The 21,591-nt window shown below is 45.7% G+C and carries 17 protein-coding genes and 1 tRNA gene; 17 read left to right on the top strand and 1 reads right to left on the bottom strand.

The genetic code is table 11. The annotated features are described in order from the left end of the window. The first annotated feature begins 32 nt into the window (after positions 1–32). The 17 genes from iscU to murU all read left to right on the top strand — a co-directional run bounded on the left by iscU (position 33) and on the right by murU (position 20,489). Positions 33–410 carry a Fe-S cluster assembly scaffold IscU gene (gene iscU / locus DKW60_RS11525; RefSeq protein ID WP_109837809.1) on the top strand — a complete coding sequence of 126 codons (378 nt, stop codon included), beginning with the start codon at positions 33–35 and terminating at the stop codon, positions 408–410. Between the two features lie 36 nt (positions 411–446). Next, a complete protein-coding gene (iscA, locus tag DKW60_RS11520) occupies positions 447–770 on the top strand; it encodes an iron-sulfur cluster assembly protein IscA (protein ID WP_109837808.1) in 324 nt (107 codons plus the stop codon). A gap of 82 nt (positions 771–852) precedes the next feature. Next, positions 853–1,395, top strand: coding sequence for a Fe-S protein assembly co-chaperone HscB (hscB, locus tag DKW60_RS11515; RefSeq protein WP_181389672.1), 543 nt, complete (start codon positions 853–855; stop codon positions 1,393–1,395). A gap of 10 nt (positions 1,396–1,405) precedes the next feature. Further along, positions 1,406–3,277: a Fe-S protein assembly chaperone HscA gene (gene hscA, locus DKW60_RS11510; protein ID WP_109837806.1), complete on the top strand. Its 1,872-nt coding sequence runs from the start codon at positions 1,406–1,408 to the stop codon at positions 3,275–3,277. A 4-nt stretch (positions 3,278–3,281) separates the two neighbouring features. Then, on the top strand, positions 3,282–3,620 hold the full coding sequence (gene fdx / locus DKW60_RS11505; RefSeq protein WP_109837805.1) for an ISC system 2Fe-2S type ferredoxin: 339 nt from the start codon (positions 3,282–3,284) through the stop codon (positions 3,618–3,620). A 9-nt stretch (positions 3,621–3,629) separates the two neighbouring features. Continuing rightward, entirely contained in the window at positions 3,630–3,830 is a 201-nt protein-coding gene (gene iscX / locus DKW60_RS11500; RefSeq protein ID WP_109837804.1) for a Fe-S cluster assembly protein IscX, read from the top strand. A gap of 110 nt (positions 3,831–3,940) precedes the next feature. After that, on the top strand, positions 3,941–4,465 hold the full coding sequence (gene moaB / locus DKW60_RS11495; protein ID WP_109837803.1) for a molybdenum cofactor biosynthesis protein B: 525 nt from the start codon (positions 3,941–3,943) through the stop codon (positions 4,463–4,465). Positions 4,466–4,738: 273 nt separating this feature from the next. After that, on the top strand, positions 4,739–9,310 hold the full coding sequence (gene gltB / locus DKW60_RS11490) for a glutamate synthase large subunit (protein WP_109837802.1): 4,572 nt from the start codon (positions 4,739–4,741) through the stop codon (positions 9,308–9,310). 14 nt (positions 9,311–9,324) lie between these two features. Continuing rightward, positions 9,325–10,776 carry a glutamate synthase subunit beta gene (locus tag DKW60_RS11485; RefSeq protein ID WP_109837801.1) on the top strand — a complete coding sequence of 484 codons (1,452 nt, stop codon included), beginning with the start codon at positions 9,325–9,327 and terminating at the stop codon, positions 10,774–10,776. A 210-nt stretch (positions 10,777–10,986) separates the two neighbouring features. Further along, positions 10,987–12,747, top strand: coding sequence for a DNA primase (dnaG, locus tag DKW60_RS11480; protein ID WP_109837800.1), 1,761 nt, complete (start codon positions 10,987–10,989; stop codon positions 12,745–12,747). A gap of 114 nt (positions 12,748–12,861) precedes the next feature. Next, the gene (gene rpoD, locus DKW60_RS11475) at positions 12,862–14,763 is read left to right on the top strand and encodes an RNA polymerase sigma factor RpoD (protein WP_109837799.1); all 1,902 of its coding nucleotides are present in this window, start codon (positions 12,862–12,864) and stop codon (positions 14,761–14,763) included. A gap of 12 nt (positions 14,764–14,775) precedes the next feature. After that, positions 14,776–14,852 (top strand) — tRNA-Ile (locus DKW60_RS11470). Positions 14,853–15,162: 310 nt separating this feature from the next. Beyond that, positions 15,163–15,885, top strand: a complete 723-nt coding sequence (locus tag DKW60_RS11465; protein ID WP_109837798.1) for a hypothetical protein — start codon at positions 15,163–15,165, stop codon at positions 15,883–15,885. Positions 15,886–16,069: 184 nt separating this feature from the next. Next, positions 16,070–17,623 carry a S1 RNA-binding domain-containing protein gene (locus DKW60_RS11460; RefSeq protein ID WP_181389671.1) on the top strand — a complete coding sequence of 518 codons (1,554 nt, stop codon included), beginning with the start codon at positions 16,070–16,072 and terminating at the stop codon, positions 17,621–17,623. Between the two features lie 224 nt (positions 17,624–17,847). Next, positions 17,848–18,747, top strand: coding sequence for a UTP--glucose-1-phosphate uridylyltransferase GalU (gene galU, locus DKW60_RS11455; RefSeq protein WP_109837796.1), 900 nt, complete (start codon positions 17,848–17,850; stop codon positions 18,745–18,747). A gap of 63 nt (positions 18,748–18,810) precedes the next feature. Next, complete coding sequence (locus DKW60_RS11450) at positions 18,811–19,812, top strand: aminoglycoside phosphotransferase family protein (RefSeq protein WP_109837795.1); 1,002 nt, start codon at positions 18,811–18,813, stop codon at positions 19,810–19,812. Continuing rightward, a complete protein-coding gene (murU, locus tag DKW60_RS11445; protein WP_109837794.1) occupies positions 19,809–20,489 on the top strand; it encodes an N-acetylmuramate alpha-1-phosphate uridylyltransferase MurU in 681 nt (226 codons plus the stop codon). Before DKW60_RS11450 ends, murU begins: the two co-directional genes overlap by 4 nt. On the opposite strand, the gene lipA is transcribed toward murU, so the two are convergent. Then, complete coding sequence (lipA, locus tag DKW60_RS11440) at positions 20,472–21,434, bottom strand: lipoyl synthase (RefSeq protein ID WP_109837793.1); 963 nt, start codon at positions 21,432–21,434, stop codon at positions 20,472–20,474. The two genes, murU and lipA, sit on opposite strands and share 18 nt — an antisense overlap. Positions 21,435–21,591 lie beyond the last annotated feature (157 nt).

The raw sequence follows: 21,591 nt of genomic DNA, 5'->3' as shown, positions 1-21,591 counted from the left end.
TGATTCGGTAATTAAAGATTTAGGATATAGATATGGCATACGGCAAAAAAGTAATGGATCACTACGACAACCCTCGTAACGTGGGTTCTTTTGATGCAAAAGACGCAGAAATCGGTACAGGTATGGTGGGTGCACCGGCTTGTGGTGACGTAATGCGCCTACAAATCAAAGTTGGTGACGGCGGCGTGATTACAGACGCAAAATTCAAGACATACGGCTGTGGTTCGGCAATCGCTTCTTCAAGCCTTCTGACAGAATGGGTTAAAGGCAAAACTTTAGATCAGGCTAAAGAAATCAAGAACACGGACATCGCGGAAGAGTTAGAGTTGCCGCCTGTAAAAGTTCACTGTTCAGTATTGGCTGAAGATGCAATTAAAGCAGCGATTGACGACTACCAAAGCAAGCAGTAATCTCGCGAACAACGATAGCGTGATGAGGGTATTAACATGGCAATTTCACTAACACAAACAGCAGCAGATCGCGTTACGACGTTTTTAGAAAAACGTGGCAAAGGCGTTGGTTTACGTTTGGGTGTAAAAACACATGGCTGTTCTGGTATGGCGTATGTGATGGAGTTTGCAGATGAGATTGATGAGCACGATACTGTGTTTGAAGATCACGGTGTGAACCTGATTGTCGATGCCAAGAGTCTCGTTTATTTAGACGGCACGGTCATGGATTACACCAAAGAAGGACTCAATGAGGGATTTAAATTTACCAACCCGAATGAGTCTGGTGCTTGCGGCTGTGGTGAGAGCTTTACTGTCTGATTCCTCCTCTGCTCGTATCAAGCAATGAGCCGGTTATTATCGGCTCATTGTGTTTCTGCTCTCTGCCTAGTGTCAAAACATCATGTCGATAGATCTTAAACAAAGTTACTTTGAACTGTTCGGTTTACCTGTGCAGTATGTGTTGGATGACAATGCCTTAGCGGCTGCATTTCGCAAGCTACAAACTGAACATCACCCTGACCGCTTTGCCTCCGGCACGGATGAGGCTAAACGAATCGCGCAACAAGTCACTAGTTTCATTAATACAGCTCAGGAGACTCTGCAAAGTCCACGTCTTAGGGCGCGATACTTACTATCACTTAATGGTGTTGATTTTGATGATGAGCGTGACACCACTAGTGATATGTCTTTTTTGATGTCACAAATGGAGCGTCGCGAGGCCTTAGAGCAAGTCGCTCAGGCCAGTGATCCTCTGGATGCTATTGATGAGTTATCCCGTGATGTGAAAAAAGAGAACTTCGAACTACAGCAATCGTTTGCTGAGGCGTTTGAGGCGGGGCAATTCGATGAAGCTAAGCAGATAGTACTGAAATTAAAATTCTTCGAGCGTTTGATGGGAGAGATCAAGCAGCAAGAAGAACGCCTGGAAGATGACGCAATTTAAAGGTTAATGCATGGCTTTATTACAAATATCAGAACCGGGTATGTCAACGGCGCCACACGAGCACCGTTTGGCTGTGGGGATTGATTTAGGGACTACTAATTCATTAGTTGCTTCGGTCAGAAGCGGTGAAGCTAGTACACTGGCTGATGAACAGGGCGATCACCTGTTGCCGTCAGTGGTTCGGTACTTAGAAGATGGTGGTGTTGTTGTCGGCACTGAAGCTAAAAAGGCTTTGGGGTCGGACTTAGAAAATACCATCGCTTCAGCCAAGCGCTTGTTAGGACGCGCTGTTAGTGAAATTAAGACACTAGCCGGGCAGTTACCGTACCGCTTTGATGAATCTGAAGGTAATGTGCCGCAGATTGAAACCCGTGCGGGTAAAGTGACGGCGATAGAAGTCTCGTCTGAAATCCTTAAGGCATTAAAAGATCGTGCGGAGTCAACACTCGGTGGTGAGTTAGTGGGGACTGTAATAACAGTACCGGCTTACTTTGATGATGCCCAGCGACAAGCAACGAAAGATGCTGCGCGTCTGGCAGGATTAAATGTCTACCGCCTACTCAATGAGCCAACCGCTGCTGCCGTTGCTTATGGTTTAGATCAACAGGCAGATGCTGATAATAAAATCATCGCTATTTATGACTTGGGCGGTGGGACATTCGATGTTTCTTTGCTGAAGTTGAATAGAGGTGTCTTTGAGGTTATGTCGACCGGAGGTGATTCAGCACTGGGCGGGGACGACTTCGATCATGTGATAGCAGAGTGGCTACTTGCTCAAAGTGGCCAGCAGTCTACCGATGATGCTCATGTGTTGCGTGCTGCAATGATTGAAGCACGTCGTGCGAAAGAGGCACTTAGTGATGCTGAATCAGTCGATGTTTGCTTAGGTGAATGGACAGGCTCGCTTGCTGTTGCTGAGTTTAATGCTTTAGCAGAGCCGCTGGTTAAAAAGACCTTGTTGGTTTGTCGACGTGCCGTGCGTGATGCGGGTGTTGAAAAAGAGCAGATCGCAGATGTGGTTATGGTAGGCGGCTCTACGCGCGTGCCTTATGTGAGACAGCGTGTGGGCGAATTTTTTGATAAACCGCCACTAGTGGATATCGATCCTGATAAAGTTGTGGCGATTGGCGCTGCCATCCAAGCTGATTTGTTAGCGGGGAATAAGCCTGACAGCGACATGTTATTGCTGGATGTGACGCCTCTGTCGCTTGGTTTAGAAACTTACGGTGGCTTGGTGGAAAAGATCATTCCACGTAATACCACTATTCCGATTACCCGGGCGCAAGAATTTACCACCTTTAAAAATAGTCAGACGGCGATGACCGTACATGTACTTCAAGGTGAACGCGAAACCGTTGAAGAGAGTCGTTCGCTGGCAAAGTTTGCGCTAAGGGGGATTCCTCCTATGGTGGCAGGCGCTGCACGTATCAAAGTCACCTTTCAGGTTGATGCGGATGGCTTGTTGAGTGTATTTGCTGAGGAAGAATCGACGGGTATTAAAACCAGTGTCGAAGTAAAACCTTCATACGGTTTATCGGATGGTGAAATAGAATCAATGATTCGCTCGTCCATGGATAACGCGAAGCAAGATGTCAGCATGCGCCGTTTGCGTGAGCAGTTAGTTGAAGCTGATCGCTCTCTGGAGGCTTTGGATAGTGCAATGGCTAAGGATGCTGATGAGCTACTCAATGAAACAGAAAAACAGGCTTTGCTGGATGCACGTGAGGCATTAGTGAAGGCGCGTGAAAGTGATGATGCTGATGTTGTGAAGTCAGCAATTAAGCACATGGAAAAAACTGCAGAGACCTACGTCGCCCGCCGTATGGACAGCAATATTCAAGCTGCCATGTCGGGACACAATATTACAGAGTTTGAGAGTTAACCTTATGCCACAGATTATATTTTTACCTCATGAAGAGTTATGTCCTGAGGGCGCGGTGATTGAAGCAGAAACTGGAATCAGTCTTTGTGATGCAGCGTTGAAGCAGGGTATCCATATAGAGCACGCCTGTGAGAAGTCTTGCGCTTGCACGACATGCCACGTGCATGTTCGTGAAGGTTTTGACTCGCTGGAAGAGGCGACTGATCTGGAAGAAGATTATCTGGATAAGGCCTGGGGCGTTGATCCTGACTCACGTTTGAGCTGTCAGGCTAAGGTTGCGGATGAAGATTTAGTGATTGAAATTCCTAAATACACCATTAACATGGTTTCAGAGCATCACTGAGGAAATAACATGGAACTGAAGTGGACTGATACACTCGATATTGCCATCGAGTTGGATGAAGCGCATCCTGATGTGGACCCGCAGTATATTCGTTTTACGGATCTGCATCGTTGGGTGACTGAGTTAGAGGGGTTTAATGATGATCCTGAGCGCTCCAATGAGAAGATTCTCGAAGCCATTCAAATGACATGGATTGAAGAGAAAGATTAAAATGTCGGTCATGCCGGATATTTACTGCAAAAATGCCACCTGCAGTGGGAACATTTTTTTCGTAAATATCCGGCACGACCTGCTTGGTATTATTTCTGGGAGTGAGTGTGATGGAGTCTAATAAGAGAGAATTTATTCCGCTAAATTTAGCTGTTTTGACGGTTTCGGACTCCCGTACAGAGGCGGATGATAAGTCTGGCCAAACACTGGTATCACTGCTTGAAAAAGATGGCCATCACGCGGCTGATAAGCAGATTGTCAGAGACGACCGTTATGAAATAAGGGTGATGGTCTCAAAATGGATTGCTGATCCGGATATTCAGGCGATTGTCACCACGGGTGGCACTGGCTTAACCGGTAGGGATGGTACGCCTGAGGCGATTGCGCCTTTGTTTGACAAGGTGATTGACGGCTTCGGTGAGATGTTCCGTGTGTTGTCTTATGATCTGATTGGTACTTCAACCCTGCAGTCCCGTGCAGTGGCAGGGGTCGCGAATGGCACTTTTATTTTCTGCTTACCGGGATCAACCGGTGCTTGTAAAGATGGCTGGACAAAATTAATTTCAGCTCAGTTAGATTATCGAACTCGGCCCTGCAATTTGGTCGAAATAATGCCTCGCCTACTCGAGGTGTAAGCGTCAGCTTAGGGTTTGAAAGCTCTGCATAATTTCTGATCTGGTACCAGAGCTCTGAAATTAATGGTTCCAGTTTTAGTGCTCAGTGTGCTATTTTCTGTGTGTTTATTGCAGTGCGGCAAACTAAATAATTTAGCCAATAATATGTATTGGGATTATTAGGGTATTGGCGTGGATTGCGTAAATGCTGGTATACTTACCGGCCAATTTTTCAAGGGATCGTGTTGAGAGGGGAGCTTTTTTCATACGATTCAACAATCTAGCGAGGACTGTATGCATTTAGGATCATTGCCTGAAAAGCAGGGTTTGTACGACCCGGCCAATGAGCATGACGCGTGTGGTGTGGGATTTGTTGCCCACATTAAGGGTGAGAAAAGCCACAGCATTGTAGAGCAAGGGCTTACCATCCTTAAACGAATCGTTCATCGCGGTGCAGTTGGCGCAGACCCTAAGGCAGGGGATGGAGCTGGCTTGTTGATGCAAATTCCCGATGCGTTTTTCCGTGACTCTGTAGACTTCACACTGCCTGAAGAGGGCAAATACGGCGTCGGTATGTTGTTCCTGCCAAAGGACGATGCAAACCGTGAAGCGATTGAGCAAGCGGTGACTGAGGCTATCAAATCAGAAGGTCAGAGTGTTATAGGCTGGAGAACAGTCCCTGTTGATAACTCGGATCTTGGTGAAAGTGTTAAGCCTACTGAGCCATGCACACGTCAGGTGTTCATTGCTGCGGGTGAAAATGCGCCGGATCAGGATGCTTTGGAGCGTAAGTTATTTGTGATTCACAAAATGGCGAGTTCACAAATTGCTAACAATAAGCTTGAGGGCTACCAAGACTTCTATATCAACTCAATGTCTACACGTACCATCGTCTACAAGGGTATGTTGTTGGCGGAGCAGGTTGGTGAGTACTTCCTTGATCTGTTAGATGAGCGCGTCGTGTCTGCACTGGCACTGGTACATCAGCGTTTCTCCACAAACACATTCCCTACCTGGGACTTGGCGCATCCATTCCGCATGATTGCTCACAACGGCGAGATCAATACGAATCGCGGTAATGTGAACTGGATGGCAGCACGTCGTCATTCTATGAAGTCAGAGATTTTGGGTGACGATCTAAAGAAAATCTGGCCTGTGATTCCTGAGGGTCAGTCAGACACCGCTTGCTTCGATAATGCTTTAGAGCTACTGGTTGCCGGTGGTTATAGCTTAGTTGAAGCAATGACGATGTTGATTCCTGAAGCTTGGAGCCATAGTTCCAGCACCATGGAGCCTAAGCGTCGCGCTTATTATGAGTACAATGCTGCATTGATGGAGCCATGGGATGGTCCTGCTGCAGTCGCTTTCACTGACGGTCGTCAGGTTGGAGCAATGCTTGACCGTAATGGTTTACGGCCTGCGCGTTACCTGATTACCAACGATGATTTGGTTGTGATGGCCTCTGAAATGGGTGTTCTGGATATTCCACAAGACAAGATTGTTAAAAAGTGGCGTTTACAGCCGGGTAAAATGTTCCTGATCGACATGGAACAAGGCCGTATCATTACGGATAAAGAAATCAAAGCTGATCTGGGTAATGCGCACCCGTACCAGGAGTGGCTGGATAAGGGACAGATTGAGCTTTCTGAGCTAAGCGGTAAAGCGAACCCTCCTGATCCACTTGCACCTGCTGACTTATTAAAGCGTCAGCAATCATTCGGTTATACGCAAGAAGATGTGAAGTTCCTGTTAACACCAATGGTGAATAACGGTGAAGAAGGTTTGGCGTCAATGGGAACAGATAGTCCTGTTGCCGTATTGTCAGATCGTTCGCGTCATTTGTCGAACTACTTCAAGCAGAACTTTGCGCAGGTTACTAACCCGCCGATCGATCCGATTCGTGAAGAAGTGGTGATGTCCCTGATCTCATTGATTGGACCCCGTCCTAATCTGCTGGGTCATGAGAATGCAGGTACGCACATGCGTCTTGAATCATCTCAGCCGATCCTGAGCAATGAAGACCTGTACCGTATTCGTCATATCCATGATCATGCGGGAGATGCGTTCCAGACTGCAACACTGGATATTACATATTACGCTTCTAAAGGCCGTGATGGCATGCGCGAAGCGATTTATGATTTATGTGCAGCTGCAAAGCGTGCCGTAGAAGGTCACTTCAATATCCTGATTCTGTCTGACCGCGCGGTGAGTGCTCAGCGTCTGGCAATTCCGGCATTGTTAGCCACATCAGCAGTTCATCAATACTTGATTCAGGAAGGTTTAAGAACTGAAACAGGTCTGGTTGTTGAAACGGGTGCGGCTCTTGAAATTCACCACATGGCGACATTGGCCGGTTATGGTGCAGAGGCGATCAACCCATGGTTAGCCTTCGAAACCATTGATCACAACCTTAATGATATTGCACCGGGCATGACGTCTGAAAAGGCGCAGCAAAACTATATCAAAGCGATTGGTAAGGGCCTTAAAAAAGTCATGTCTAAGATGGGTATCTCTACCTATCAGTCTTACTGTGGCGCACAGATCTTTGATGCGGTTGGTTTGTCAACTGAGTTCTTGAATGAGTTCTTTACCGGCACCAAAACAACAGTTGAAGGTATCGGTTTGGATGGCGTAGCCAGAGAGGCGGCAACACTCCACGACCAAGGCTTTGGTAATCGCATGCGTTTTGCCAAGCATCTGGATATCGGTGGTGATTATGCTTATCGTACACGTGGTGAGAGCCACGTATGGACGCCAGACACGATTTCAAAATTACAGCACTCAGTGCGCGGTAATGATCCAAAAACATTTAAAGAGTTCTGTAAGCTGGTTGATGAGCAATCTGAAAAGCTGCTAACTCTGCGTGGTTTGATGAAGTTCAAGTTTGCCAATACCGCCATTCCGCTGGACGAGGTAGAGCCTGCCAAGGAAATTGTAAAGCGTTTTGCTACTGGTGCGATGTCGTTCGGTAGTATCTCGCACGAGGCACACTCTACACTAGCGGTCGCGATGAACCAGATTGGTGGTAAGTCGAACACGGGTGAGGGTGGTGAAGAGCCGGAACGTTACGCGCCAATGCCTGATGGCAAAATGAACCCAATGCGTTCTGCGATTAAGCAGGTTGCTTCGGGGCGTTTTGGTGTGACAGCCGAGTATCTGGTTAATTCAGATATGATCCAGATCAAAATGGCACAGGGTGCGAAGCCGGGAGAGGGCGGACAGTTGCCAGGCCACAAGGTTGATGAGCGAATCGCGCGAGTACGTCATTCAACGGAAGGTGTTGGTCTGATTTCACCGCCGCCACATCATGATATCTACTCGATTGAAGATTTGGCGCAGTTGATTCACGACCTCAAGAATGTGAATCCATCAGCTGATGTCTCTGTAAAGCTGGTTTCTGAAATTGGTGTTGGAACGGTTGCAGCGGGTGTGTCCAAAGCACATGCTGATCACGTTACGATTTCTGGTTATGAAGGTGGTACTGGTGCATCGCCAATTACGTCGATCAAACACGCTGGTTCTCCTTGGGAGCTAGGCTTGGCGGAAACACACCAAACATTGGTGTTGAACAAACTGCGTAGTCGTATCTGTGTGCAGGCCGATGGTGGTTTGCGTACTGGTCGCGATGTCGTGATTGCCGCATTGTTAGGTGCTGATGAGTTCGGCTTTGCAACGGCTCCATTGATTGCTGAAGGCTGTATCATGATGCGTAAGTGTCACTTGAATACTTGTCCGGTAGGTGTGGCTACACAAGATCCTGATTTGCGTAAGCGCTTTACTGGTAAGCCAGAGCACGTCGTAAATTACTTCTTCTACGTGGCTGAAGAAATGCGTGAGCTAATGGCTCAGCTAGGCTTCCGCACGGTTGATGAAATGGTTGGTCAATCTGATCGATTGGATATGCGCAATGCGGTTGAGCACTGGAAAACTCAGGGATTAGATTACAGTCGTCTGCTGAAGAAGCCAGAAGCAGACGCTGCCGGTGATATTTACTGGACTGAAAAGCAAGATCATGGACTGGATGCAGCACTGGATAATCAGCTCATTGAAGAGGCTGCTCCTGCGCTTGAGAATGGTCAGAAGGTTGAGATCAATATCGACATCCGTAACCACAACCGTACTTTCGGGACGATGTTGTCAGGACGTGTTGCTGAGAAATACGGACATGCCGGATTACCTGATGACACTATCCACATTAAAGCAACCGGTACGGCTGGTCAGTCTTTTGGCGCGTGGTTAGCGAAAGGCGTAACTGTTGAGTTGTCTGGTGAAGGAAATGACTATGTCGGTAAAGGTTTGTCAGGTGGTCGTATTGTGATTTACCCGACAGCTGATGCGGCAATCGGCCGTGCTGACCAGAATATTATTGCAGGTAACACGCTGTTGTACGGTGCGATCAGCGGTGAAGCCTACCTGCGTGGTGTCGCAGGTGAGCGTTTTGCGGTGCGTAACTCAGGCGCTTCAGCGGTGGTTGAAGGTGTGGGTGATCATGGCTGTGAGTACATGACGGGTGGTGTTGTTGTTTGTCTTGGTGGAACCGGACGTAACTTCGCGGCAGGTATGTCGGGCGGTATTGCGTACGTATTGGATCGCGACAGTAGCTTTAGCGCGAACTGTAATACTCAGATGGTTGAACTTGAGACGGTGGATACGGATCAATCACAGGAAGATATCAATGATCCAATGCAGGCAGATGAGGCGCGCTTGAAGCAGTTAATCGCGAATCATTATTCCTACACAGGGTCTGAGTTAGCAGAAGAAATTCTGGGTAACTGGGATAGCTACCTGACGAAGTTTGTGAAGGTTACACCGACGGATTATCGCCACGCTTTGGAAGTTTTGAAAAAGCGTAGAGCAGCAGCTTAAGAGAGGAATTTGCAATGGGAAAAGTTACAGGATTTAAAGAGATTGCACGCAAAGACCGAAGCTATGCGCCTGTCGAAACACGTGTGGTCAACTTCAAAGAGTTCGTCATTCCACTAAGTGACGAGGACTTAAGAGATCAAGGTGCTCGCTGCATGGATTGCGGTATTCCGTTCTGCCATAACGGTTGTCCGGTGAATAACCTGATACCTGACTGGAACGACTTGGTTTACAACAACAAGTGGAAAGAGGCGGTTGACGTACTTCACAGTACGAATAACTTCCCTGAGGTAACAGGCCGTATTTGTCCTGCGCCTTGTCAGGAGTCTTGCACGCTAAACCTGACAGACGAGCCAGTAACGATTAAGTCAATCGAGTGCGCAATCGTTGATAAGGGTTTTGAGAATGGCTGGGTTAAACCAGAAATTGCTCAAATCAAAACTGGCAAGCGCGTTGCGGTTGTGGGATCAGGCCCTGCGGGTATGGCTGCTTCACAGCAATTGGCACGTGCTGGTCACGAAGTTGTATTGTTTGAGAAAGAGCCTTTAGTGGGTGGCTTGATGCGCTTTGGTATCCCTGACTTTAAGTTAGATAAGTCACTACTGAATCGTCGTATGGAGCAGATGGCTGAGGAAGGTGTTGAGTTCCGCACGAATGTGAATGTTGGTGTTGATATCACGACCGATGAATTATTGTCAGAGTTTGATGCGATTGCATTGACCGGTGGTTCTGAGAAGCCGCGTGATTTGCCGATTCCGGGTCGTGAGTTGAATGGAATTCACTTTGCGATGGATTACCTGAAGGCGAATACCAAGTACATTCAAGGTGTTCACGGCAAAGAGAACGTGATATCTGCTGAAGGTAAGCACGTTGTAGTGATTGGTGGTGGTGATACTGGGTCTGACTGTATTGGTACCTCAACGCGTAATGGAGCGTTGTCGGTGACTCAGTTGGAGATTATGCCGAAGCCGCCTGAGAAGGAAGATAAGCAGTTGGTTTGGCCTGAGTGGCCGAATAAATTCCGTACCTCAACCTCTCAGGAAGAGGGCGCGGTTCGTAAGTTCTCTGTCTCCACGAAATCATTTGTTGATGACGGCAATGGCAATGTCAAAGCAATCATTTGTGTTGAGGTCGAGTGGACGAAGGATGACAATGGTCAGTGGCAACTCAATGAAGTTGAAGGCTCAGAGTTTGAGTTACCAGCGGATATCGTTACTCTGGCGATGGGCTTTGTTCACCCTGTACACGAGAATATGTTGACAGATTTGGGCGTCGAGCTTGATGGCCGTGGTAATGTCAAAGGTGATACAGAAGGTCGCAGGGCTTATTACACGTCTTTGGATAAGGTGTTTGCAGCAGGTGATATGCGTCGTGGACAGTCTCTGGTTGTTTGGGCGATTCGTGAAGGTCGTCAATGTGCGCGTTCTATTGATGAGTATTTGATGGGAAGAACAGTGCTACCGCGCTAAATTTTCTCGTACTTTGAAAAAAGCCTGTAGAATGAGAGATCTTCTACGGGCTTTTTTATTGGTTTCGTAAAGCCATTAAGTGCTCTGGGTATTTGCTATGGAAATATCACCTGCGGTGTGAACATTTCCGCCGCAAATACCCAGAGCACTTAATTACGGCATCGTATAGATTGGCATAAATAAAATGCCTAAATAAGAATCAGAATTTTTATGGCTGGAATGATTCCACGAGAGTTTATTGATCAATTGTTGGCGCGATGCGATATCGTTGACGTCATAAACGCGCGCGTGCCTTTGAAAAAGCATGGGCGTGAGTATCAGGCGTGTTGTCCGTTTCATAATGAGAAGACGCCGTCATTTACGGTGAGCCCAAATAAGCAGTTCTATCATTGTTTTGGTTGCGGCGTGAACGGTTCTGCTATTAGTTTCTTGATGGAGTATGAGCACCTTGATTTTGTGGAGGCGATTGAGTCTCTGGCGAGTTCACTGGGTTTGGAGGTGCCGCGGGAGGAGGGTAAGAAGCGAAATCCGCAACGGCAGATTCGTAATAAAGGCCTCATCGAGTTAATGGAAGAGGCGAGTAATTATTATCAAGGTCAGTTAAGAGCAAACGCTGCTGCGGTGGAATATTTAAAGAATCGTGGCTTGAGTGGTGAAATTGCACAATCGTATGGTCTGGGGTATTCGCAGCAGTCGTGGGATGCGGTGATTAAGCACCTATCCGCGCGTTATCGGCCTGAGCAAATTGTCGAGTCAGGTTTAGCAATTGCTAAAGATAACGGTGGGAGTTACGACCGCTATCGTGACCGGATTATGTTCCCAATTCGTAATCGTAAGGGGCAGGTGATTGGTTTTGGTGGCCGGGTAATGGGCGATGATACGCCTAAATACATCAACTCACCGGAGACCCCCTTATTTCATAAAGGTAATGAACTCTATGGCTTGTACGAAGCACGTAATGCTACACGCAAATTAGAGCGTATCGTCGTGGTTGAGGGCTATATGGATGTCATTTCTCTGGCTCAGTTTGGCATTACTTATGCGGTTGCGACGCTAGGAACTGCGACGACACAGCAACATATTGAAACTTTGTACCGCACAGTGCCTGAGATTGTTTTTTGTTTTGATGGGGATCGGGCAGGAAAAGAAGCGGCTTGGCGTGCATTGGAAAACACATTGCCTGTATTGCGTGATGATAAAGCAATCAGTTTTTTATTTTTACCTCAGGGTGAGGATCCGGATAGCTTAGTTAGGAGTATTGGTAAAGAGGCGTTTGAACAAGAGTTGAGTGATGCTATTTCGCTGAGTTCGTATTTTCTGAAGGCCTTAGGTGAACAATTTAATGTCAGTAATAACGAGGGTAAGGCGCGTTATGTTAATGAGGCTAATAAGTTACTGAAGGTTGTTCCTGAAAGCTTGTTGAAAGATCAATTGATTCAGGATATTTCGAAGCTAACAGGTGTAGAGAAGGCAAACATACTTAAAAGGCAGGAGGTTAATAGCGATCAGCAGGAACCAATGCGTGGTGCAGCAAGGGCTAAGACCTACCAGCATTCGGTGACTCATCCACCTATTCGATATGCTTGTATTTTGCTATTGAACAAACCTTCGCTGATTGAGTTTGTCAAAAACCCTGAAAGAATTGCTTATACGAACCTACCGGGTACAGATTTATTAGCTACACTTATTGAATCTATAGAGGAGAGTCCACATATTAATGCGGTGACTCTTCTGGAAAGATGGCGCTATACAGAGTTAGAGCCGCAATTATTAGAACTAATGAAATGGCAGCCCGCAAGTGATGATGAAGAAATACAGGCCCGTGAATTTAAGGGATGCCTTGTTTCAATTGATAAACAATCAAGAAAGTATCATCTGGAACGGCTGCTTCATAAAGAAAGCACGAGTGGTTTGTCGGAGCAAGAACGAAGTGACGAGATCTTTCTGAACAGGCAACTGTGTAAACAATAAAATACTATCAACAAGATTCCCTTCAGTTTTAGATAATTGGAAGGGATTTGTTGCATGAAACATACTACGGTGTGTTATCATGGCCGATTAACTTTTTTTCGGGAACTCAGTTACATGAGTGGACAAGAGAAGCAGAAATCCAGCTTAAAATTGTTGATTTCCAAAGGTAAGGAACAGGGCTACCTTACTTATGCGGAAGTCAACGATCACCTGCCTGACACAATCGTAGATCCGGAGCAGATTGAAGACATCGTACGCATGATCAATGACATGGGTATAAAGGTTTTTGAGAAAGCGCCTGATGAAGACAGTATCAACATGGGTGATGAAGCCGTTGATGCTGATGACGATGCTGCAGAAGAGGCAGCCGCAGCACTGAGTAGTGTTGATACTGACTTTGGTCGTACGACTGACCCTGTCCGCATGTACATGCGCGAAATGGGTACGGTTGAGCTATTGACTCGTGAAGGCGAGATCCAGATTGCGATTCGAATCGAAGAAGGCTTATATGAAGTCCTGACATCACTGGCAGAGTTTCCTGCATCCACTGAGTTCGTTCTGGATAAGTTCGAGCGCATTGAGTTGGAAGAAGTCCGTCTGACTGATGTTGTGAATTCCTTTGTTGATCCTGATGCGGATCGTCATGCTATTCCTGAGCCTGCAGCAGCGGTAACGCCTGAAGCGGTTGAGGAAAAAGAAGAGGCGGACAGTGACGCTGATGAAACAGCCGTAGTTGATGGTGACAGCGAGGCGGACGATGATGACGACGAAGAAGAGGAAGAGATCGATACTGGTCCTGACCCTGAAGAAGCGCGTGAAAAATTCTTACAACTAAAAGAGTTGTATGAACGTGCCCGCGAAGCACGTGATGCTGACGATATGGCAGCATACGCTGAGCTTCGTGCTAAGCAAGCCCATAAGCTTCTTGAGTTTAAGTTTACTCAGCCGGTCATCGATCAAATCGGTGGTCAGTTAAGTGAAATCATCGCTCAGATTCGTGGTTATGAGCGCAAGATCATGCGCTTGTGTATTGATAAAGCGGGTATGTCGCGAAAAGACTTCGTGCGTAGCTTCCCTCAGAATGAAACCAATAAGGACTGGGTTCCTAATCTATTGGCCTCTAAGCCTGAGTTGGCTGATGAGATGAGCTTCTACACTGATGACATTCTTAAGCTACAGGATCAATTGATTCGTATCGAGAATGAAACCCGTCTGTCTATCCAGCAGATCAAAGACATTAGTCGTAGTGTCTCTGTGGGTGAAGCTAAGGCACGTCGTGCTAAGAAAGAAATGGTTGAAGCTAACCTACGCTTGGTTATCTCAATCGCTAAGAAATACACTAACCGTGGTTTGCAATTCTTGGATTTGATTCAGGAAGGTAATATCGGTTTGATGAAGGCCGTGGATAAGTTTGAATATCGACGCGGTTATAAGTTCTCGACTTATGCAACCTGGTGGATTCGACAGGCAATTACACGTTCTATCGCAGATCAGGCACGTACTATCCGTATTCCGGTGCATATGATTGAAACGATCAATAAGTTGAATCGTATCTCTCGTAAGTTACTTCAGGAAAAAGGGCGTGAAGGGACGCCAGAAGAGTTGGCAGAAGCCATGGACATGCCTGAAGACAAAGTCCGTAAGGTGATGAAGATTGCTAAAGAGCCAATCTCAATGGAAACGCCGATCGGTGACGATGAAGATTCGCACCTAGGTGATTTCATCGAAGACGGTAATGTACAGTCTCCAATGGATAATGCAACAGCATCCAGCCTCGGTGAGAGTACACGAGAGGTGCTAAGTTCATTGACGCCTCGTGAAGCGAAAGTACTGAGAATGCGCTTTGGTATTGATATGAATACCGACCATACTTTGGAAGAAGTTGGTAAGCAGTTCGATGTGACTCGTGAGCGAATTAGACAAATTGAAGCGAAGGCGTTAAGAAAATTGCGTCATCCGAGCAGATCGGATATGCTACGCAGCTTTCTTGAATTAGATAACGATACCCCTCGTTAATTAATCGAGTTAGGGCCCATAGCTCAGTTGGTTAGAGCAGCGGACTCATAATCCGTTGGTCGAAGGTTCGAGTCCTTCTGGGCCCACCATTGAATACATTTAAAGCCTGACATTAGTCGGGCTTTTTTGTGCCTGTTGGTTACCTACTAGCTCGGGGTTGACGATATTAGTGTTCAAAAATTAATAAAAAAACCATTGATTGCTGACTAATTTTAATTCATCATTGTTTGTGTAAAAAATGGTCATTAATGCTGTCCAAAACCACACCCAATGAACACTAAACCCCCAAATAAATCAAATTGCTAAATGACTAATAGAATAATATTTATCGGTTGGTTTCTCATAGCAGTGGGATTCGCAATTAGCTGGTATCCCTTGAAGTATCTGAAAGGAATGCAGATGGGGTCGCCGCAGCTGTTATTCTATGCCTTTGCTTCAGCGTCACTGTCTACTTTGCCATGGTTGGCTTATCAGGCAAAAGAGTGGCGAAACCGCTCAGAATCACTACTGTTATTCGGCATAACAGGTTCCGTCATGGTGACGTTTCTGAACTTTTCAATTGCTAGTGGTGATCCGCTTGGTGTCGTGGGGCTTTTCTGTTTAACGTTGTCATCCGCGCTACTGTTAAAACGTGTCTTGTCTAATCAAACTTTGGTATTTAAAGAGTTTCTGATTTTACTGCTTATCATCGTGGTTAGTCTCGTGTCTTATTTTGGAATGAGTGCTACACCGTATAAGTTACAGTGGACACAATTCACGGCTATATTCGCTGGTATAACCAGCTATTGGTTTTATAAGAGTCATGGCAGTAGTCACGACATTCCATTAGGCAGTAAGTTAGCAGCTGTTTTTATTTGTTCTACCTGGTTGGTGGGGATGGTGATTATATTCTCTCCAAGATTTGTCAGCTTCCCTTATGAAAATGCAGTGCTGATGAGTATTGCGTATGGTGTTGTTTTCCTAATACCCATTGTGATTTCGATATCAAAAGTATTTTCGGTTCAAGATGAAAAGTACTTACTGCTTTGGTTAGTAATGGGGTTAGCGACTGTATTAATTACTACGCATTACGTTGATGTGACCAGTGTTCTTATCGATTCTGTCAACTCTGTTGATAGATAAGACCAAGATTGTGATACGGCAAAAATAATATTTTTCATGTATAATTTATGTTCAAAATAATGCTATTATACGGTGATTTATTGGTCGCTTTCTCACAGTGATACTCGGTAGTTTACGGGTTTTTTTAATCTAAATGGCTTAATGTATGTTTCTGGATCCTGTTGTTAATTTGCTGCAAAACATAGTGAACAAGACAACAAGCATTGAGGGCGTTAACCTGGCTCAGGACTGGGATGCGTTATTAGAGGCCTGTGATAATGAAACTATCGTATTTGGTTATGTAGACCATAAAGTAGAGCGTGGTTACATGATTCGTTTTGGCGATATTCTTGGTTTTGCGCCGAGGTACCGTTTCGATCTCTGTGATTATGATTTAGTGCCAGATATTTTTATCGATAAACCGCTCCCTTTCAAAATACTTAGTTTGGATGAAGATAATGATCACCTGGTTGTCTCACGCCTGGACGCAGTCGCTGAAATTCATACAGACTTACTGGAATCATTAAGTAAAAATCAAATTGTTCAAGGTGTGGTTAGCTCAGTGATGGACACACTGGTTACTATAGACGTTGGCGGAATTACTTGTTTGATATCTCAATCAGAGATCAGTTGGCAGCCATTCAACCACCCCTCAGAGCTACTTGAAGTTGGCGATCAGGTCAGTGTAAAACTGCTAAAAGTGGTGCCGGGCAAAGCGTATTTGACCGCTAGTTTGAAACAGTTAGATAACACGTGTTGGCAGGCGTTCGTCGATGAGCATGATGTAGGCAGTGTAGTAACTGTTCGTGTAACGAATGTAACGGAGTTCGGGTATTTCGTGACATATGAAAATCAGTTGTCCGGAATACTGCATTGGTCTGAAATCAGCTGGAAACCACGCAGCAAGCAAAGTGTCATGACCTACAGTAAAGGTGATGTGTTGGAGGTTAAAGTCAGTGATCTGGACTTTGAAAAACAGCGCGTTTCCTTTAGCTTAAAAGCAATGCAACCGGACCCGGTAGAAATCGTGTTTTCTGAATATCAGGTTGGCGATATCGTTACAGGTGTGATTCGTTCACGAACCGATTTCGGTTTGTTTGTCGAGATAGCTGAGAACTTTAACGGCCTACTGCATTTTTCAAATCTATCCTGGTTTTCTAATTCTAAGAATAACTTAGTCAACTTCAGAGCTGGGATGCCTATCCGCTGTGTGATTATCGACATTGATAAGGATAATGAGAGAGTAGGGCTCGGTCTGAAGCAGCTTTATCAGAACCCATTAGAGATACAACCTTCGGTACACAGTTTGGAGAAATCACCCGACTTCCCAAGGGAAGTGCGTGTTGCGGTCAGTTCCTTTTTCCAGGCGAACTGCCACAACCAAGTGGTCGGCCTTCTCACTGACATACAGCAGAAAATGCGCCAACATATCAATCTTCAAGTGGATAATGTTTTCTTTGATCATCAGGAAATTGTGCTACCAGATATTCTGGTTGTGCTAATCAGTGATGACTTCTTTGCATCAGAGGCAAATCAAGTATTCAGAGCCTATCTGGCTTCGATAAAGGGAACGCCCCCGCTGATTCTTCCGATTGTGGCTGATGTGGTGAGTGAGGCCCAAAAAGATCCACTATTGGAGATAGCCGGCTTGCCCGTCGATGGGAAGCCTTTGCAGCAGTGGCGTGTCAAGAGTGCCTACTGGTCAACGGTAAACAAGGCGCTAACTAAAAGTGTTCGCTACGTCGCTGGCCTCAAATAATAGCTAGAGAATCCTGATTAGAAAAAGCGATAAAGCCATAGGTTTTTCACACAAACCGTGTGGTTATGTATACTAACGGTTGTGTCTTATGGATGAGCGAGCTTTGTTGTGTTGATAGGAGTGTGTAATAATTGTATCAACGTCTCATGAGTTGGGCTATGCATAAGGCAACACTATAACAATAATAAGATAAGCCCCCACAAATAATACGAACGAGAGTGAAAATGAGCAATAATAAAATTCGCAAAGCCGTAATTCCCGTCGCTGGTCTGGGTACACGTATGCTACCTGCTACTAAGGCCATTCCTAAAGAAATGCTCCCTGTTGTCGACAAACCAATGATTCAATACATTGTTAATGAGTGTATTGCTGCGGGCATCAAAGAGATTGTTCTGGTAACACATTCTAGTAAAAATGCCATTGAAAACCACTTCGATACCAGTTATGAGTTGGAGTCAACACTAGAAAAGCGTGTTAAACGACAGCTACTTGATGAAGTTCGCTCGATCTGCCCTGAAGATGTTACGATAATGCATGTTCGTCAAGGTGTTGCTAAAGGCCTTGGTCACGCTGTTTTGTGTGCTGAGCCGTTAATTGGTAAAGAGCCTTTTGTTGTCGTACTGCCGGATGTGATCATTGATGAGCATCACAGTGATCTTGATAAAGATAACTTGGCTGAGATGATTAGCTTATTCAACGAGACAGGTGTCAGTCAAATCATGGTAGAACCTGTTCCAATGGAGCTTGTATCTGGCTATGGCGTTGCGGATGTGAATGGTCATACATTAACTGCTGGCAAGAGCGCACCGATTGTTAAAATCGTTGAAAAGCCACCCATTGATGAAGCACCGTCAAATTTGGCTGTTGTTGGTCGTTACGTGCTGTCTGGAAAAACCTGGGATCTACTAAAGCATACGCCTGTTGGTGCGGGCGATGAGATTCAGTTGACTGATGCCATAGCGATGCTGATGAAACAAGAGCCTGTTAATGCATTTAATATCACTGGTAAGAGTCATGACTGTGGTTCAAAGCTAAGCTATATGATGGCTAATGTTGAATATGGTCTGCGCCATCCGGGTATTGGTGAGCGTTTCCGTGCGGCTTTAAAAGAGATGGAGCTTTAACAAGCTTTTTTTATGTATAACAGGTGGGCATAATACTCTGACTAATTAAAATTAAGAGTCATTATGCCTACCGATCTACGCTTACAGCAACTCACTGACTGGGTTCAGTCAGAACGCCCCCACGCTAATCTTCAGGTAGCATCAGCTGATGCAAGCTTCCGCCGATATTTTCGTGTCACAGAGGGTTCTAATAGCTGGATCGCTATGGATGCCCCTCCTGAAAAAGAGACTCTCGAGCCTTTTATTGATATCACAGAGCGACTCATTCAAGCCTCTGTTAATGCACCAAAAATTTACCAGCAATCACTTGAGCAAGGTTTTCTTCTGCTTGGGGATTTAGGCGATACACCGTATTTATCAGCCCTAAATGACAAGCAAGCAGATGCTCTCTATGGGGATGCGTTCAAGGCTTTGCTGCAGATACAAACTGCCGACACCAGTAATCTTCCTGTGTATGATGAAGCCTTGCTCCAGCAGGAAATGAATTTGATGCCAGAGTGGTTTTTATCCAAACACTTGGGCCTCTCCTTATCAAACCAAGAGCAAAGTGACCTACAGTCAGTATTTGAGCTTTTAATAAAGACGGCTTTGGATCAACCACAAGTGTTTGTTCACCGTGATTATCATTCCCGAAACTTAATGGTCACCACATCTAAGAATCCCGGTGTGATCGATTATCAGGATGCGGTACTTGGCCCAGTTTGTTATGACTTAGTATCGTTACTGAGAGATTGTTATATCGCCTGGCCTGTACAACAAGTTCGACAATGGGTGACGGAATATCGTGTATTGTCACAACAGCAGGGTATTATCCCTGAAGTTGATGATGAGCTGTTTCAGCAATGGTTTGATTGGATGGGGTTGCAGCGCCATATCAAAGTCTTAGGGATATTCGCTCGCTTAAACCACAGAGATGGCAAGGCGCACTATTTAAATGACTTACCGCTTACACTCAGTTATGTCATGAATGTTGCCGCCAATTATCCTGAAATGAAGCCCTTGGTCGATATCTTCCAGAAATACGATATTCCAAAATCTATCGGTACAGTAGAGATCTCTCAATGAAAGCGATGATTTTAGCGGCAGGTTTAGGCACTCGAATGCGCCCACTGACGGATCATATGCCGAAGCCTTTGTTGTCAGTCGGGGGGAAGCCGTTAATTGTATGGCATTTGGAAAAACTAAAGCAGTGTGGCTTTACGGATATTGTCATCAATATTGCGTGGTTGGGCGGTATGATTCCTGAAGCTTTAGGGGATGGTGAGCAATTTGGCTTATCTATCCGGTATTCAGATGAACGTGATGAGACTGCTTTAGAGACTGGCGGCGGTATATTTAAAGCACTGCCATTGTTGGGCGATGAGCCGTTTTTGGTGGTAAACGGGGATATATGGTGTGACTATGAGTTCAGTTCCGTCTCACCTATTGCTTTACAAGACCTTGCACATTTAGTGTTGGTGGATAATCCAGCTCATAATCTCAAAGGTGATTTTCGTTTGGATAGTGCTTCACGTGTCCATTCCGAGGGGGAGGGAAAACTTACTTTTAGTGGATTGTCCTATCTCCATCCCGCGTTATTTGAAGGAATAAAAAAAGGCGCCCAACCGCTGGCGCCAATTTTAAGAAGAGCTATGTATTCAGGACAGGTTTCCGGCGAATACCATACTGGAGAATGGCAGGACATCGGAACACCTGAGCGCTTATCTCAATTAGATAGCGAGTTGTTACAGCGAACTAACTAGTCCGTCTGCCTGAAGGTCTGCATGGTATGAAGAACGCACCATCGGGCCACTGGCAACGTGCGTAAAGCCCATTTCATAGCCTTTTATTTCCAGCTCTTTAAATTCTTCAGGTGTCACAAATCGCTCAACCGCCAAATGATCCAAACTAGGCTGGAGGTATTGACCAAGTGTGAGCATGTTGCAGCCGTGATCCAGTAAATCCTGCATCACCTGATGGACTTCATCCACTTCTTCGCCCAAGCCCAACATAATACCGGACTTAGTCGGAACGTCTGGATACATACCTTTAAAGCGCTTAATCAGATCTAATGACCATTGGTAGTCTGAACCCGGTCGTGCTTTTTTATATAAGCGTGGCACCGTTTCAAGATTGTGATTGAAAACGTCTGGCGGTGAATCACTCATAATCTCCAGAGCAATATCCATGCGTCCACGGAAGTCTGGCGTTAAGATTTCAATATTAATCCCGGGATTCATTTCACGCGTGACTTTAATACACTCAACGAAGTGGCCAGCGCCACCGTCACGTAAATCATCACGGTCAACGGATGTAATCACAACGTACTTGAGTCCCATCGCCTTGATGGTCTCAGCCATGTTTTTTGGCTCTTCAGGATCTAATGGATTAGGTCGACCATGAGCTACATCACAGAAAGGACAACGGCGTGTACAGATAGCGCCCATGATCATAAAGGTCGCAGTACCTTTAGTAAAACACTCACCAAGGTTAGGGCAAGCTGCTTCCTCGCATACAGTGTTTAGCTTTTGATCACGTAAGATACTTTTCAAACGTTTCACTTCATTGGTCGTCGGTGCCTTGGCACGAATCCATGATGGCTTACGTTTGATTTCAGTACTCGGAACAACCTTCACGGGAATACGTGCAACTTTTTCTGCACCACGAAGCATGACGCCCTGAGTAACTTTGTTAGAGTCTTGACCCATAATCTTTTGACCTGAAATAACTTATCGTTGATTGCTAAGTATAACAAGATTTCGTCGTTCAGATTCGATAAAGCGTAGTCACTGAACTAAAATTATGTGAAGGCGGTTGATACTGAAGTTATTCAAGTGACGCGCTGGCACAAACAGGAAACAGGGA

Source organism: Leucothrix pacifica (assembly GCF_003172875.1).
Classification (GTDB): Bacteria; Pseudomonadota; Gammaproteobacteria; order Thiotrichales; family Thiotrichaceae; genus Leucothrix; species Leucothrix pacifica.
Note: the sequence above shows the minus strand (reverse complement) of the source record. Positions and strands in the feature narration are given on the sequence as shown.